17 protein-coding genes are annotated in these 14496 nt (G+C 61.8%); 6 read left to right on the forward strand and 11 right to left on the reverse strand.

Going from position 1 to position 14496, the window contains the following annotated elements:
- Positions 1 to 101 precede the first annotated feature (101 nt).
- Positions 102 to 374: a hypothetical protein gene (locus ABVN19_RS16230; protein ID WP_084167943.1), complete on the reverse strand. Its 273-nt coding sequence runs from the start codon at positions 372 to 374 to the stop codon at positions 102 to 104.
- A 118-nt stretch (positions 375 to 492) separates the two neighbouring features.
- Between ABVN19_RS16230 and ABVN19_RS16235 the strand changes: the two genes are divergently transcribed.
- The 3 genes from ABVN19_RS16235 to ABVN19_RS16245 all read left to right on the forward strand — a co-directional run bounded on the left by ABVN19_RS16235 (position 493) and on the right by ABVN19_RS16245 (position 1834).
- On the forward strand, positions 493 to 864 hold the full coding sequence (locus ABVN19_RS16235) for a YajD family HNH nuclease (protein WP_028943130.1): 372 nt from the start codon (positions 493 to 495) through the stop codon (positions 862 to 864).
- 72 nt (positions 865 to 936) lie between these two features.
- On the forward strand, positions 937 to 1407 hold the full coding sequence (locus tag ABVN19_RS16240; RefSeq protein WP_010223125.1) for an RNA methyltransferase: 471 nt from the start codon (positions 937 to 939) through the stop codon (positions 1405 to 1407).
- 67 nt (positions 1408 to 1474) lie between these two features.
- Positions 1475 to 1834, forward strand: a complete 360-nt coding sequence (locus tag ABVN19_RS16245; RefSeq protein WP_028943129.1) for a DUF2892 domain-containing protein — start codon at positions 1475 to 1477, stop codon at positions 1832 to 1834.
- Here the strand turns inward: ABVN19_RS16245 and ABVN19_RS16250 are convergent.
- Complete coding sequence (locus tag ABVN19_RS16250) at positions 1831 to 3045, reverse strand: hypothetical protein (RefSeq protein ID WP_105642290.1); 1215 nt, start codon at positions 3043 to 3045, stop codon at positions 1831 to 1833. The genes ABVN19_RS16245 and ABVN19_RS16250 overlap by 4 nt on opposite strands.
- A 56-nt stretch (positions 3046 to 3101) precedes the next feature.
- Positions 3102 to 3551, reverse strand: a complete 450-nt coding sequence (locus ABVN19_RS16255; RefSeq protein WP_028943127.1) for a YcgN family cysteine cluster protein — start codon at positions 3549 to 3551, stop codon at positions 3102 to 3104.
- A gap of 145 nt (positions 3552 to 3696) precedes the next feature.
- Between ABVN19_RS16255 and ABVN19_RS16260 the strand changes: the two genes are divergently transcribed.
- Positions 3697 to 4290, forward strand: coding sequence for a nitroreductase family protein (locus ABVN19_RS16260; RefSeq protein WP_028943126.1), 594 nt, complete (start codon positions 3697 to 3699; stop codon positions 4288 to 4290).
- A 63-nt stretch (positions 4291 to 4353) separates the two neighbouring features.
- Here the strand turns inward: ABVN19_RS16260 and ABVN19_RS16265 are convergent, their stop codons facing one another.
- The 5 genes from ABVN19_RS16265 to ABVN19_RS16285 form a co-directional block, all read right to left on the reverse strand.
- Positions 4354 to 5286 (reverse strand): D-2-hydroxyacid dehydrogenase, encoded by a 933-nt coding sequence (locus tag ABVN19_RS16265; RefSeq protein ID WP_028943125.1) that lies wholly within the window; start codon positions 5284 to 5286, stop codon positions 4354 to 4356.
- 77 nt (positions 5287 to 5363) lie between these two features.
- Entirely contained in the window at positions 5364 to 5657 is a 294-nt protein-coding gene (locus tag ABVN19_RS16270) for a YcgL domain-containing protein (RefSeq protein WP_028943124.1), read from the reverse strand.
- Positions 5654 to 6787, reverse strand: coding sequence for a ribonuclease D (rnd, locus tag ABVN19_RS16275; RefSeq protein WP_028943123.1), 1134 nt, complete (start codon positions 6785 to 6787; stop codon positions 5654 to 5656). The genes ABVN19_RS16270 and rnd overlap by 4 nt, the downstream gene beginning before the upstream one ends.
- A 99-nt stretch (positions 6788 to 6886) precedes the next feature.
- The gene (locus ABVN19_RS16280; protein WP_105642274.1) at positions 6887 to 8521 is read right to left on the reverse strand and encodes a phosphoethanolamine--lipid A transferase; all 1635 of its coding nucleotides are present in this window, start codon (positions 8519 to 8521) and stop codon (positions 6887 to 6889) included.
- Between the two features lie 156 nt (positions 8522 to 8677).
- The gene (locus ABVN19_RS16285; RefSeq protein ID WP_105642275.1) at positions 8678 to 9058 is read right to left on the reverse strand and encodes a 5-carboxymethyl-2-hydroxymuconate Delta-isomerase; all 381 of its coding nucleotides are present in this window, start codon (positions 9056 to 9058) and stop codon (positions 8678 to 8680) included.
- A 118-nt stretch (positions 9059 to 9176) separates the two neighbouring features.
- On the opposite strand from ABVN19_RS16285, the gene ABVN19_RS16290 reads away from it, so the two are divergent.
- Positions 9177 to 9404 (forward strand): YdcH family protein, encoded by a 228-nt coding sequence (locus ABVN19_RS16290; RefSeq protein ID WP_028943120.1) that lies wholly within the window; start codon positions 9177 to 9179, stop codon positions 9402 to 9404.
- Positions 9405 to 9470: 66 nt separating this feature from the next.
- Here ABVN19_RS16290 and ABVN19_RS16295 read toward each other — a convergent pair whose 3' ends face one another.
- Positions 9471 to 10274 (reverse strand): phytanoyl-CoA dioxygenase family protein, encoded by an 804-nt coding sequence (locus tag ABVN19_RS16295; protein ID WP_028943119.1) that lies wholly within the window; start codon positions 10272 to 10274, stop codon positions 9471 to 9473.
- A gap of 205 nt (positions 10275 to 10479) precedes the next feature.
- Here ABVN19_RS16295 and ABVN19_RS16300 point away from each other — a divergent pair, with 205 nt between their 5' ends.
- Positions 10480 to 11883 (forward strand): amino acid permease, encoded by a 1404-nt coding sequence (locus ABVN19_RS16300; RefSeq protein WP_028943118.1) that lies wholly within the window; start codon positions 10480 to 10482, stop codon positions 11881 to 11883.
- 1 nt (position 11884) lies between these two features.
- On the opposite strand, the gene ABVN19_RS16305 is transcribed toward ABVN19_RS16300, so the two are convergent.
- Together ABVN19_RS16305 and ABVN19_RS16310 are read right to left on the reverse strand one after the other, a co-directional pair.
- Positions 11885 to 12781, reverse strand: coding sequence for a LysR substrate-binding domain-containing protein (locus tag ABVN19_RS16305; protein WP_028943117.1), 897 nt, complete (start codon positions 12779 to 12781; stop codon positions 11885 to 11887).
- A gap of 92 nt (positions 12782 to 12873) precedes the next feature.
- On the reverse strand, positions 12874 to 14316 hold the full coding sequence (locus ABVN19_RS16310) for a sodium:alanine symporter family protein (protein ID WP_051270488.1): 1443 nt from the start codon (positions 14314 to 14316) through the stop codon (positions 12874 to 12876).
- Between the last annotated feature and the right edge of the window lie 180 nt (positions 14317 to 14496).

The raw sequence follows: 14496 nt of genomic DNA on the forward strand, positions 1-14496 counted from the left end.
CGGGCTTGCCCCGCGATGGCCAGTACAGCCTGCACATCCTGGGTTGTCTGAATTGCGTATCGCGGGGCAAGCCCGCTCCTGCAGGTTGTGGATCTGCCCCCCTAATCCGACCTCGGCTTCTCCTGCTGCGGCGTCAACCCCGGCAAGGGCTGGTCCCTTGGCGGCGAAGGCACCGGAATCGACGGCAACAACGGTGAGCCGGGCGTCGCATCACCGGCCCGGGGTGGCGTACTGGGGGTAATCTGCGGATACGGCGTCGGCGTCGCCGTTCCTGGTGCCCCTGGCACCGGCGCAATGGGCCGCGGCTGCAGCTCGGCGGCCACAGCCGATTGCAAACACACCAGAATCAAGGCGGCGATGGTCAAATAACGCATACGCAGGCTCCTTGGTAACGACCCGACAGCCTACTCCCAAGCGTAGCCTGTCCGAAACGCCCGCCATCGGGCTAAACTTCAAGGCATAACCGTAACAAGCCCGAGAAAAGGTAATCCCATGAGTTCGGCATCCACTGCCTCCGCCACCGCACGGCTCGACCGCATCCTCGCCGACGCCAAGCGCGACAAAGAAATGGGCTATCGCGACAAAGCCCTGAAAATGTACCCGCACGTCTGCGGTCGCTGCGCCCGGGAGTTCTCCGGCAAGCGCCTGAGCGAACTGACCGTGCACCACCGTGACCATAACCACGACAACAACCCCCAGGATGGCTCGAACTGGGAGTTGCTGTGCCTGTACTGTCACGACAACGAACATTCCCGCTACACCGACCAGCAATATTTCAGCGAAGGCTCGACCAGCAGCCCGAGCATCGCCAAGGCCACCCACAACCCGTTTGCGGGACTGGCGGGCCTGCTGAAAAAAGACTGAGCGCAAACCCGCGCCCCACCCGCGCCGGCAAGCCCGTATAATCGCGTTCTTTTTTGCGAAGGGCCCCGGCACGTGGCGAACAAACGGTACAGCTGCATTGGTCTGTTCAACCCCAAGTCAGCGGAGAACGTCGGTTCAGTAATGCGCGCGGCGGGTTGCTACGGCGTCAACTCGGTGTTCTACACCGGCAAGCGCTATGAGCGTGCCCGCGACTTTGTCACAGACACCAAGCGCGTGCATTACGACATCCCGTTGATCGGCATCGACGATCTGCAAAAAATCATTCCCCTGGGCTGCACGCCCGTGGCCGTTGAGTTGGTCGACGGCGCCCGCCCCCTGCCCGAGTACACCCACCCCGACCGCGCCATCTACATCTTCGGCCCCGAGGACGGCTCCCTCGATCCAAGCGTGCGGGCCTGGTGCGAAGAGACCATCTACATCCCGACCAACGGCTGCATGAACCTGGCCGCCACGGTCAACGTGGTGCTCTACGACCGACTGGCCAAAGGCCTGAACACTCGCTCTGGCCCCAAGTTCAAGTAAATCCGAAGGAACAGTCCGTCGACTGCGGTGGTCTGCTGCATATCATCGCCCCCACTGGAGAATGACCATGTCCGAGAACAAGACGTTGATCCCTGCCCTGCAAGACAAGCCCGAACACAACGTGCACGGCTGGGAACGCGCCGGCTCCGTGGCCGGCGGTGTGATCATGGTGGGCAAGGGCTTGCGCCGTGGTGGGCTGTTCGGCCTGATCCAGATGGCCATCGGCGGCGTGGCCCTGGCCCGTGGCATTACCGGTCACAGTTCGATGAAGAGCCTGATGGAGCGCGGTCGCAGCGACCTCGACAACCTGCGCTCGACCATCGAGCGCAACGGCGCCGAACTGCGCGCTCTCAAGGCCAGCGCCGACGCCGCTACCCGCAGCGCCACGGTTACCGGCAACGACTCGCTGACTAACCCCAAGCCCTAACGCAGCAGCTTGCTCGCCAGCACCTCGGATTCGCGCCCCAGCACACTTTCACTGAGCTGGACGAACTCTTCGGTGCTGACGCTGTTGAGCCGCATCATTGCGCGGGTGACGTCGTCCAGCGAACGCTGGTTATGGCTGTGCAAGCGAATCTCCCGGTCCAGTGCCTGCAACAGCAGTACACCCCGGGCCGTGGTCGCGCTGTCCACCTGTTCACCGCGCAAGCTGCTGACCTTGGCACCGTTACGCTCAAGGCCGGCCAGCACGGCCTGGTAGCGATCCTCGGTGATGCCCCCGGCACGTCGCAGCAATTCGATGGCGTAGTAATCGGCCAGGGACTCGCCAATCCAGTCACTGGCCTGACGGTCGTTGATCTGTGCGAAGACATGTACCAGCTCCCGCAACAGCGGGCTTGAGCCGTTCTCGCTGACCAGCGGCCTGCTACTGTGCAGGTAGATCGAATTGTGCCCCGCTCGGGCACCGCGCCAGAGTTGATCCTTGGCCCCCACCAGTAACAGCTTTGGCGGATTGCGCGGGAACACCGCTTGCAACTGCGGCCACACGAACGTCAGCAACGTCAGGTTATCCAGCCGACGCATGCCTTGCCCTTGCGGCGCAGCCACGCTGAGGTCGGTTTCGCCCAGGCGCGCACGACGGGTGCCGATGGTGCCCGCGACCATCCAGCCGGTCGGGCGATCGAACAGGCGCGAGACATTGTCGATGCGAAAGCGCTGCTTGCCGATGCGCGGCCAGGGCGTCTCGACACTCTTCCAGCCGCTGGGCAATTCAAAACTCAGGCGGGCGACCAGTTCGGTACCGTCCTGCTGGTCGAGGCGTGCCGGGGGTACCAGGTCATCACCGCGAAACAGCGCCCAGTGGGGCGTCATGCGGGTCTCGTAACTGCCGTTTTTAAGCCGTTGGGACAAGCGCACCCGGTACGTCAGCTGGCTCTTGCCCGCTGCCGGCTGCCAATGCCCACGCTGGCCGTCGCCCCGCAGCAGCCATTGGCCGTCGGCCTTGAAATCGCTGTAGACCCCCGCCTTGCCCAGGTCGAAATCCAGGCTGCGCACCGCCGCCCCTTCAGCCAGGGTCAGGCGTACTTCGGCCTGTTCACTCTGGGGCAGCAGGCGAACGTGATAGTCCAGGTCGACTTTCTTGGCAAAGGCCGGCGAACAGGCCAACAGACTCAGGGCCAGCAACCAATGGCAACGCACACGCATACAGAAACTCCTTGTTCCCCCAGACGCGATACCCGGCAAACCCGGGCGGCTCAGCCGGCGCGGAAAATCAGATAATCTTCCCAGTCATCCTCGTCCACGCTCTCTTCGCTGAGCATGCGCCCGGACTGGGAAATTCGCTGTTTGTGTACCTGTTGACGGTCACCGCATACCAGGTGGTGCCAGCTTGGCAGGTCCTTGCCTTCGCTGATCAGGCGGTAACCACAGGTGGTTGGTAGCCATTTGAACTGGTCGGCCTTGCCCGGCGTCAGCTGGATGCAGTCAGGCACGATCTTCAACCGGTTGGGATAGTCGCTGCACTGGCAGGTCTTCAGGTCCAGCAGCTTGCAGGCAATGCGCGTGTAATAGACGCTGTTGTCGTCTTCATCTTCAAGCTTTTGCAGGCAGCACAGGCCACAGCCGTCACACAGCGACTCCCATTCCTGGGGGTCCAGCTGTTCGAGGGTCTTACGCTTCCAGAAAGCGTCGGCGCTGGCAATCATGTAACGGGTGTCCTGTTCAAAAGAGGCGCCGCGGTGCGGCGGCGCCAGTCTAGGGCGAGTCTTGCAGCAATGCCAGACCGCTTGTCAGTGCCGAGTCGACACAGTAGTTTTACCGACGGTCCCCACCTACTTTCAGGAACTCGCCATGAGTGCTAATCCTCGCATTGCCGAACATGCCATCGACGAACAGTTCATCAAGCGTTGGTCGCCACGCGCCTTCACCGCCGAACCGATCAGCGAAGCCACCCTGCTGAGCTTCCTCGAAGCGGCGCGCTGGGCCCCGTCGGCCTACAACTCGCAGCCATGGCGCTTCCTCTATGCCCGCCGTGACACGCCGAACTGGGAGCGCTACCTGGGCCTGCTCAACGAATTCAACCGCAGCTGGGCGCAACACGCCTCGGCCCTGGTGATCGTGATCTCCAAGACCACCTTCGCCGCCCCGGGCTCCAGCGAAGAAAAACCGGCCCTGTGGCACACCTTCGACACCGGTTCGGCCTGGGGCCACCTGGCCCTGCAAGCGAGCATCAGCGGCTGGCATACCCACGGCATGGCCGGCTTCGACCAAGAGCTGACCCGCCAGGAGCTGAAGATTCCCGAGGGCTACGCACTGCACGCCGTGGTGGCGATCGGCAAGCTGGGTGACAAGGCCAGCCTGGCAGAAGCCCTGCAGGCCCGCGAAGAGCCTAGCCCGCGTCGTTCGCTGAGCGAGCTGGCGGCTGAAGGTGATTTCTCGCTGTAATCAATCGCGGGGCACGCCCGCTCCTACAGCGCTAGGAGCAGGCGTGCCCCGCGATTCCATTACTCAATAGCCACGCACAAAATCCACTTCCCCGCGCAACGCCTCTCCCGCCTGATACGCCCGCAGATTCTCGACGAACAACCGCACCATCGCCGTCGGTGAGGTGGGCGCCGAGCTGTGTCCGGTCAGCAGCAGCCCCCAGGCCGTCCAGAACGGATGACGCGCCGGCAATGGCTCCTGACGACAAACGTCGATCACCGCGCCGGCCAAATGCCCCTGTTTCAAGGCTTCGACCAGATCACCATCGACCACCGCCACACCGCGACCGGCGTTGATGAACAACGCCTCGGGATTGAAGCGAGCAAATAGCGCAGCATCGTACAGGTCGTGGGTGGCCGGGGTGTCGGGCAGCAGGTTGATCACGTAGTCGACTTCGCCGACCAGGCGCCCCAGCTCGCTGATGGCTGCCACTTCGATGAAAGGCGATTGCTCACGAGCCTCGCTGGCGATGCCGTAGAGCTTGATGCCAAAGGGCAGGAGAAACTCCGCGACACGCTGGCCGATATCACCGGTGCCGACGATCAGCGCCCGTCGCCCTTCCAGGGTACGTCCGGGGCGATCATCCCATTTACGTTCGACCTGGCTGACCAGGCGCGCCATCACCTCGCGCTCATGACCGAGCATGTAGGTCAGCACGTACTCGGCCATCACCTGGCCGAAGATGCCCACTGCGCGGGTCAGGCGGTAGTCGCGCTGCAAGCCGTCGGCCAGCAGCGGCGTGATGCCGGCCCAGGTCGACTGCAACCACTGGGGCTGATGGCCCTGGCGCAGCAACGTTGCCAGCAGGTCTGGCTGGCCCAGCCACACATCGCAATCGGCGGCCTGGCGGGTCAGTTCCGCCGAGTCGCCACTGGTGAGGACGTTCAGGTCCGGTGCCGCCTCGCGCAGCAGGCGAGCGTAGAGGGCATGGTCCTGTTCGGCGATCAAAACGCGCATGTTCGTTACAACCTTGGCAGAAACTTCGAAGGCCGCCAGGCCATCCGGCGTGGCGGCATCACATCAGGCAGGCGGGCTCAGACCGGGTCGTTGCGGCGCAGCAGCTCTTCAGGCAGGTGCTCAATGTACTCATCCTCAAGCGGCGGCATCTGCAGGTGATAGCCCTGCTGCTCGAGGTTTTCCAGCACCTTGGCTATGTCTTCGCGGGCCAGCTTGCGCTCAGGGGTCAGCACCAGGTCAAAGGCATGTACCGGCGTACCAAAGAACGGCAGCAGGCCTTCGGGAACACGCTCAAGGCCGTCGGCCTTGAGCACGTAGAGGTACATTTCGTTCTTGCGTGGGCTCTTGTAGATCGAGCAGATGCGTTTCATGGTTGTTCTCCAGCGCCGGCCAGACAATCGAGCAGCGCTTGCCCCATCCGCTCACGGCGCCAGCCACGCAGCGAATCGGGCAGTTGATAAGGACCGTTGGGGTAGCCGCTTTTGAGCAGAAACTCGAGGATTTTCTTGCGCAGCATCAGCTCGGGGGCGATGTTCAGGCGCTCGCCTTCGGCCTGGCCAATGGCGCGCAGCTGCTTGAGCAGCGCCGAGGCTTCGATCGGCAACGGCTCGGGCAGGGCCGCTGGCCACTGCTCGGCCGGCAGGCTGGCGGCCTGCTTGATCAGGTTGAGCAGGAACTCGCCGTCCTGGCGGATGGTACGCGGGTGCATGTCTTCGATTTTCGCCAGCGCCGACAACGTCTGCGGCTGGGTCTTGGCCATGGGCCACAGCGCGTTTTCGCGCAGGATGCGGTTGCGCGGCAGGTCACGGGCACGGGCTTCGCGCTCGCGCCAGGCGCACAGTTCACGCAGCACCGCCAACTGGGCGCGGGACAGCTTCCAGGCCAGCTTGGCGTCGCGGTACAACTCGTTGGGGTCGGTCTCGCGGCGCAGCTGGGCGACCAGCTCGGCGCCATCTTCCAACACCCAGGCATTTTTTTCGTCCGACAACTGCGGGCGCAGGCGCTCGTACAGCTCGGCCAGGTGTACGGCGTCTTCAGCGGCGTAGCTGACCTGGGTCTCGGACAACGGACGCTGCAGCCAGTCGGAGCGGGTTTCGCCCTTGGGCAGCTCGATGCCAAGCACTTCGTGGACCAGGCGCGAGTAGCCCATGGAGAAGCCCAGGTTCAGGTAGCCAGCGGCCAGTTGGGTGTCGAACAACGGCGCCGGCAGGCTGCCGGTCAGGCGCGACAGCACTTCGAGGTCTTCGCTGCAGGCATGCAGCACCTTGATCACCTGGCTGTCTTCGAGCAGCTCGGCCAGCGGCTGCCAGTTGCTGACGCGCAGCGGATCGATCAGGTAGGCACGTGCCCCGTCGCCGACCTGGATCAAACCGGCAATCGGATAAAAGGTATCAACCCGCATGAACTCGGTGTCGAGTGCCACGAAGGGCAGCTTGCGCCACTGCAGACAGTGTTCAGCCAGGCTGCTGTCGTCGCAAATCCAGTGAATATCGATGGCCACAAGGCTCTCCCACAAACAATGGCGCGCAGTATATACGGCGCAGGCCACTGCCGGGAAACCACTCGACTGCTACAACGGCCTGCGCGCCTGCGCAGGTTCTCAATGGCTGGCCAGTGCCGGGCGGCACGAGGCAAACAGGTCCAGTTGCGGCTTATAGACCGCGGTATGCACCTGCAGCAGGCCGAGCATGGAATGAAACAGGTTGTCCTGGCTCAACGGCTTGTTGCGGTTCCTGTTCAAGCAGTCTGTGTCGACGCCGAATGCCTGGCGGTAGTGGTCGGAAAACCAGGCCAGCATCGGCACGTGCTTCTGCTGTTCCGGCGCCAGCATGTACGGAGTGCCATGCAGGAACAGGTTGTACTCGCCCAGGGATTCACCATGATCGGACAGGTAGAGCATCGCGGTGTCGACCTTGTCCTGCTTGCTGCGCAGGATGTCGATCAGCGACGCCAGCACATGGTCGGTATAGACCAGCGTGTTGTCATAAGCGTTGACGATGCTCTGCTCGCTGCACTGGTTCAAGGCGTTGCTCGGGCACACCGGGGTGAAGCGCTCGTACTGCATCGGATAACGCTTGAAGTAATCGGGGCCATGGCTGCCCATCTGGTGCAAAACCACCACGGTGTCCTGCTGCAGGTTGTCGATCATCTCGGCCAGGCCCTTGAGCAGGATCTCGTCGTGGCATTCGCTGCTGGTGCACAGCGCAGGGTCCTTGAGGTTGCTGACATCCTCGAACTGCACCCGGTCGCAGGTGCCTTTGCAGCCGGACTGATTATCACGCCAGCGCACCGCCAGGCCAGCGCGCTGCAGGATGTCCAGCAGGCCTTCCTGGTTCTTGGCCTGGGTGGCCTGGTAGCCCTTGCGAGTGAGATTAGAGAACATGCACGGCACCGACACGGCAGTTTCGGTCCCGCAGGAATGCACATCGCTGAAGGCGATCAGCCCGGCTTCCTTGCTCAGTTCCGGGGTGGTGTCGCGGTCGTAGCCAAGCAAGCCGAAGTTCGCAGCCCGCGCACTCTCCCCCACCACCAGCACGGTCAGGGATTTGCGCGAATGCTGCTGCCAGGCCAGATCGCGCCGGGCGTCCTCGCCTATTGTGGCAAATGGCTTGGCCGCAGTACCGATGCGCTCGCCGACATAGCCGAACGAAGCGCCAACCACATTGCTGGGTACCAGCATCAGGCGGATCTCGTGATGGTTGCGAAACAGCGAGGCGAGCCCCTGGTAATTGGCCAGCGCCACCACACCGAGCAATGCCACCGACGCGCCGCCAGCAAGTAACTTGAACAACAACTCGCGGTACCAGGTCCGGTACTGGATGGGCGTGTTGTAAAGCAGCACCGACGGCAACACACCCACCATGAAAAGATAAGCAAATAACTTAATCGACAACAAATCCATTACTTCAGCAGTATTGGTTTCTGCGGTATTTCTCAACATACCCACATCCATCAACACGCCATACTGGCTCATGAAGTAAGCGGTCCCGGCACTGACCATGAACAAGGTAATCAATAGTGGTTTTAAAACACCCTTGAAGGCGAGCAAGGTCAAGATCACGTTGAACGCACAGACGATCAGTACACCAAAGGCCAGCCGCAGGAATATTCCCGCCACACCGGGCTGAACAACGCTGGACAAATGGTGCCAGAGTACCGAGTTGACGCCGACAAGCAGATAAAGACTGGCACACAACGTAACCCATTCGGCCCGCAGTGGTTTGACCTTGAACATGGCGCTTCACTTGATTGATCGTCGGAAACAGTGCCCTTGCGGCACCCCCTTGAAACAATCAGAACTTTAAGTAGCACACCCTCAATTTTTCGTGAAAAAGACGCCAACGTTTAATGCATTGGCGTCTTTTTTATCATGACATTTTTTTCACGTTACTTATGTCACTTGCACGTAACCCGGCACATGAACCTTTGCATAGGAACCCCGATCGATATCCAGCACTTCGACGCACAGCTGGATATCTAGTCCGGCGCGCGCCGGGATAGCTTCCTTGAGCACCTCCAGCAAGCTGGCGGACAACTGGCGCTTGACCTCGGGCGAGCGCCCACTGAGGATCGACAGCCTGGCATGGGCAAACGCCCGCTCGGTCGGTGCAATACCGACTCGAAAGCCCGCAAAGGCGGCAGCGCGGCTCTTGATGTCCAGCTCGTCGGCGAACTGGCCACTGCCCACCAGCGCATGGTTCAGGCACAGCAGCAGCCGGTCGACGTCCAGGTCACGCAGGTTGTCGCTGTATTCCACGTTCAGGTGAGGCATTGCTCTGAATCCTTGGCGGGCAAATGATGCGACAGACTACCGCAGCCCCGAAACCTGGCAAAGACGACTATCCTCTAAGTTCATGACTTCCACCCCAAACCCCCGGAGAGGTGAAGAAATGCCGGTCAAGCACGATTTGCTCGCAGACTTGAACATGACCAAGGAGGCGTTCGACGCCAAGAAGACCACTGACAAGAGGCTCAGCGAGCTGCACGAGAAGTACAACGCCATCGACACCGAGGTGCTCAAGGCAGAGAGCAGCAGCGCCACTGACGACCAGATCACCCAACTGCGCAAAAAACGCCTGATGATCAAGGATGAAATCGTCGCTCACGTAAAATCGTAGCGCCCCGCCGAACAGTAGAAAGCCCCGCAGCTCGCTGCGGGGCTTTTGTTTGCGCGGTTGTCGGTGTCAGTTGCGCGACCAGACCACCGGGAACCAGTCTTCGCGCATGCGATCGCCGGTCTTCAGGTTGATACCGGGAAACGGCGGCGAGGTACGCCCCGGGCGCTGGACATAGCGCACATCGTCGCCCATGAAACGGGTCGAAAACGCCCGCCGGCGGTTGCCGCCAATGTTCCCGGCAGCACCATGCACGGTGCGAAAATCGAACACCACTGCATCGCCCGGCTCAAGCTCGGGCGAGAGGATTTCAAATTCGCCGCTCTCCACATCCGGCATATCCATGAACAGGCTTTCACCCGAGCCTGCATCGGTTGCGCCGTAAAAATCCTTGTTGCTGGCCCAGCTCTTGGGGCGCACCGGCTTCGGCCAGCGATGCGACCCCAGCACCACACTCAATGTGTTGTGGCGAGTGACCGGGTCCAGCGGAATCCAGTAGCTGGCCGTCTGCTGGCCGTCCACGCAGTAATAGGGCAAATCCTGATGCCAGGGCGTGGGCTTGGAGGTACCCGGCTCCTTGACCAGGATGTGTTCATGGAACACCTGTACTTCCCGAGACTGCATCAGCCCCCCGGCAATCCCCGCCGCCGGAGAATTCAGGACAAAGTCGGTGAATGCCGGAATACGCTGCCAGTTGCAGTAGTCCTCGAAGAAGCGCCCGCCTTCGCCACTGCCCACGTTCTCGATGGCAAAGGCGCTGGGGGCTGCCAGGTTTTGCTCGAACCCTTCGCGCAAGCGCTCGATCCAGTCGCGAAACACACCGCGCAGCACGATTGCACCGTCGCGTTGAAATTGTTCGATATCGGCATTCATCGGGGGCAGTCCTCTCTTGTTGTAATGGCCAAAAGTATTGAACCCGTGCCCGCCGCCGGTAAACGACACTTTGCCTATTCGCCACTATCAGCATTCTGTATGGCCTGCCTTATTGTCACCCCCGCCAATTGGCCGGTTAATAGCCCTGCCTGTCTCCTTCGGCGCCTTGCCACTGAACAATAAGAACAATGAGGAGTTACCTGGGATGAATGATAACAACACCGCCTTGCGGCGAGGTCTGAGTACCCGCCATATCCGTTTCATGGCGCTCGGGTCGGCCATCGGCACCGGGCTGTTCTATGGCTCGGCCTCGGCCATCAAGCTGGCCGGGCCGTCTGTATTGCTGGCGTACTTGATTGGTGGCGCGGCCATTTACATGATGATGCGCGCCCTGGGTGAAATGGCCGTGCGCAACCCGGTATCCGGCTCCTTCGGCCAGTACGCCAGCCAGTACCTGGGACGCTTTCCGGGCTTTCTCACCGGTTGGAGCTATGCCTTTTCGATGCTGGTGGTGTGCCTGGCGGACGTCACCGCCTTCGGCGTGTACATGAGCTTCTGGTTCCCGGAGACGCCGCGCTGGATCTGGGTGCTGGGCATCGTGTTCTTCATCGGCGCCTTGAACCTGTGCAGCGTCAAGGTGTTCGGCGAGCTGGAGTTCTGGCTGTCACTGCTCAAGGTCACCGCCATCGTGTCGATGATCCTGGCCGGGGCGGCGGTGCTGATGTTCGGCATTCAGCTGGGCGGTTCCGCCGAACAGGTGGCGACAATCAGCAACCTGTGGACTCATGGCGGCTTCTTCCCCAACGGCGTCAGCGGCATGATTGCCTCGTTTGCGGTGGTGATGTTCGCCTTCGGCGGCGTCGAGATGATCGGCATTACGGCAGGCGAGGCCAAGGACCCACAACGGGTGATCCCCAAAGCAATCAACTCGGTGCCGCTGCGTATCCTGCTGTTCTATGTGTTCACCCTGTTCATCCTGATGTCGATCTACCCCTGGACCCGCATCGGCAGCGAAGGCAGCCCCTTCGTTCAGATCTTCAGTGGCCTGGGCATCGGCTCTGCCGCCACCTTGCTGAACATCGTGGTGATCTCTGCCGCCGTATCGGCGATCAACAGCGATATCTTCGCTGCCGGCCGCATGATGTACGGCATGGCCCAGAACGGCCAGGCACCCTCAGGCTTCTCGCGCCTGTCACGCTTCGGGGTGCCATGGATGACCGTGGTGGTGATGGGCGCGGCGTTGCTGTTCGGTGTAGTACTGAACTACCTGGCGCCAGAGAACCTGTTCCTGATCCTGGCCGCGGTGGTGACTTTTTCGATTGTCTGGGTGTGGCTGATGATCCTGCTGTCGCAGATGGTGATGCGCCGTGGCATGAGCCGAGAAGAAGTGGCCAAGCTGCATTTCCCGGTGCCTTTGTGGCCTGTAGGCCCGGCTTGCGCGGCAATCTTCATGCTGTTCATCTTCGGCGTGCTGGCCTGGTTCCCGGACACCCGCATGGCGCTGTATGTGGGCATTGGCTGGCTGGCCTTGCTGTCTCTGGGCTACTGGTTATTCGTGGCGCGCCAACCCAAGGCGCTGGTCGCGGCGCCTGGGCCGGTCAACGGCTGATCTAGGCAGGAAACTGCTGCGTGGCCCAGTCCAGGAATGCCTGCGCTGCCGCCGACGGGCGCATGGCACTGGACTGGGCCAGTACCACCGGCTGCGGGCTTACCGTCTCCAGCAACGGGCGGCAGGCCAACGGTTTGCCGTCGTAGCTGCAATCACTCACCGGTCGCGTACACGATAACGCCACGCCATAACCATGGGCCACCAGCCCGCGCTGCATCTCGAAGGTCTGGGTCAGTTGCAGGGCGGCAGGTTGCAGATCGTGAGCCCAGAACAACGAGAGAAAGTACTCACGGGTCCTGGAGATGTCTTCGAGGATCAGGCATTCGGCGGCCAGGTCTACCAGCGACACCTTGTCCTGCAAGGCCAGGGGATGATCGGCCGGCAGCAGTGCATAGGGCGTCAGTTGCGCCAGCACGCGTTTCTCTATCGGTGAGTCGAGCCCCACGTCGTACGTCAGCGCAAGCTCTGCCTTGCCATCGCCCAACCTGCGATTCACCTCGGCAAGATCGGCCTCGAACAAGGTGATGCTGACGTCGGGATAACGCTGGCGAAAGCCGCTCAACAGCCGTGGTGCGTAATACGGCCCCAAATCCTGGAAGCAGATCAGGCTCAAGGCTCCGCGCAGGCTGGTTTGCTGCTCGCCTGGGCCAGTGATGGCGGTTGCCATGTCGAGGATACCGCGCGCCTGTTCCAACAGCTTGCGCCCGGCCGGGGTCAGTTCCAGGCCTCGGCTGACCTGGCGATGGAAGAGCTTTTCACCGAGGATCGACTCCAGCTGCGACAGGGCCAGGGACACTGAAGGCTGGGAGATGTGCTTGGCCCGCGCCGCCGCACTGACACTGCCCTGCTCGGCGGCAGCGACGAAATACTCAAGCTGGCGGAAAGTGAAACCGATCATCGCAATGCCCCGGGTGATGGTGTCGGGGCATTATGGCCTATCGCGGGGCAAGCCCGCTCCTACCGTAGGAGCGGGCTTGCCCCGCAAAGCGACTAGCGTTCCTTCAACACTTCGACCGGATCGGCACGCCCGCCATCGGCCGCCCCCCAGATCTCGGCATCGATCTTGCCCGACAACTCCGGATAGTCCTTGGCATTGAACTCCGGCGTGCCCACCGCCCGTTGGGCGAAGTAGTCGCGGGTCAGCTTGACCACCACGCCCGACAGCAGGCAGATGGCAATCAGGTTGATAGTCGCCATCAGGCCCATCGCTGCGTCGGCCGCATCGAACACCGTGGCAACGCTTTCATAGGCGCCCCACACCACCATCAGCAGGGCAGCGGTACGCAGCACGGTCAGGCCCACGCGGGTGTTGAGCTTCAGGTACACCATGGCGTTTTCGGCATAGGTGTAGTTGCCGATGATCGAGGTAAAGGCAAAGAAGAAGATCGCAATGGCAATGAAGTACTGCCCTGCCGAGCCAATGTGCTCGTTCATGGCCGCCTGGGTCAGCGGCGTGCCGGTCATGTCGGGGCCAGGAACCACGCCCGACAGCAGGATCATGATCGCGGTGGCGGTACAGATCAGCAGGGTATCAATGAACACACCCAGCGCCTGCACAAAACCTTGCGACGATGGGTGGTGGGGATTGGGAGTCGCAACGGCCGCGATATTCGGCGCCGAGCCCATGCCGGCCTCGTTGGAGAACAACCCGCGTTTCACGCCATTGAGCAGGGCCCCGGCTACACCGCCTGCCGCCGACTCGATGCCGAAGGCACTCTTGATGATCAGCATCAGCACGCCCGGGACTTCACCCAGGTTGGTGAGGATCACATAGACCGCTACCAGCAGGTAGGCGCCCGCCATGAACGGCACGACCCATTCAGCGAAACGGGCAATCTTCTTGATGCCGCCGAAGATCACCAGGCCGGCCAGCACCGCCACCACTACACCGGTGGTCAGCTTGGGCACGCCGAAGGCGCCCTGGGTGGCATCGGCAATGGAGTTGGCCTGCACGGCGCCAAATACCAAGCCGAAGGCGATGATCAAGCACACTGAGAAAATCGCCGCTGCCCAGGGTGCGTTCAGGCCCTTGGCAATATAGAACGCCGGGCCGCCGCGGTACTCACCCTTGTCGTTGCGTACCTTGTACAACTGAGCGAGGGTGCTTTCGGCATAGGCCGTGGCCATGCCCAGTGACGCCACTACCCACATCCAGAACACCGCACCCGGTCCACCGAGGGTGATGGCCACGGCCACACCGGCAAGGTTACCCGTGCCTACCCGGGAGGCCAGGCTGGTGCACAGCGCCTGGAACGGCGTAATACCACTGGCATCCTTGGCCGGTGCGCGCAATACCGAGCGAAAGAATTCGGGCAGATGGCGAAATTGCAGAAAGCCCAGACGGACAGTGAAGTAGATACCTGCGGCCAGCAGGCCATAGATCAGGACATACCCCCAGAAGAAGGTATTCAGTGCGTTGATCACGGCTGTCATCGTATGTTCCCAAGTAAAGCGCAGGGCCTTGGTAAGGCGCTGCTCAGTCTGTAAAGCAACCGGCGTGCACGCACGACCAGTGCCTTCTTCAATATGAATGGCCTGTAACGATGGGAGACGCCCACAGTTTCAGCAACGCCGTCGGCCTGGTCAGTGTAGTGACAATTGATGCCGAGGGTC

This window comes from Pseudomonas vranovensis (genome assembly GCF_040438935.1).
Classification (GTDB): Bacteria; Pseudomonadota; Gammaproteobacteria; order Pseudomonadales; family Pseudomonadaceae; genus Aquipseudomonas; species Aquipseudomonas vranovensis.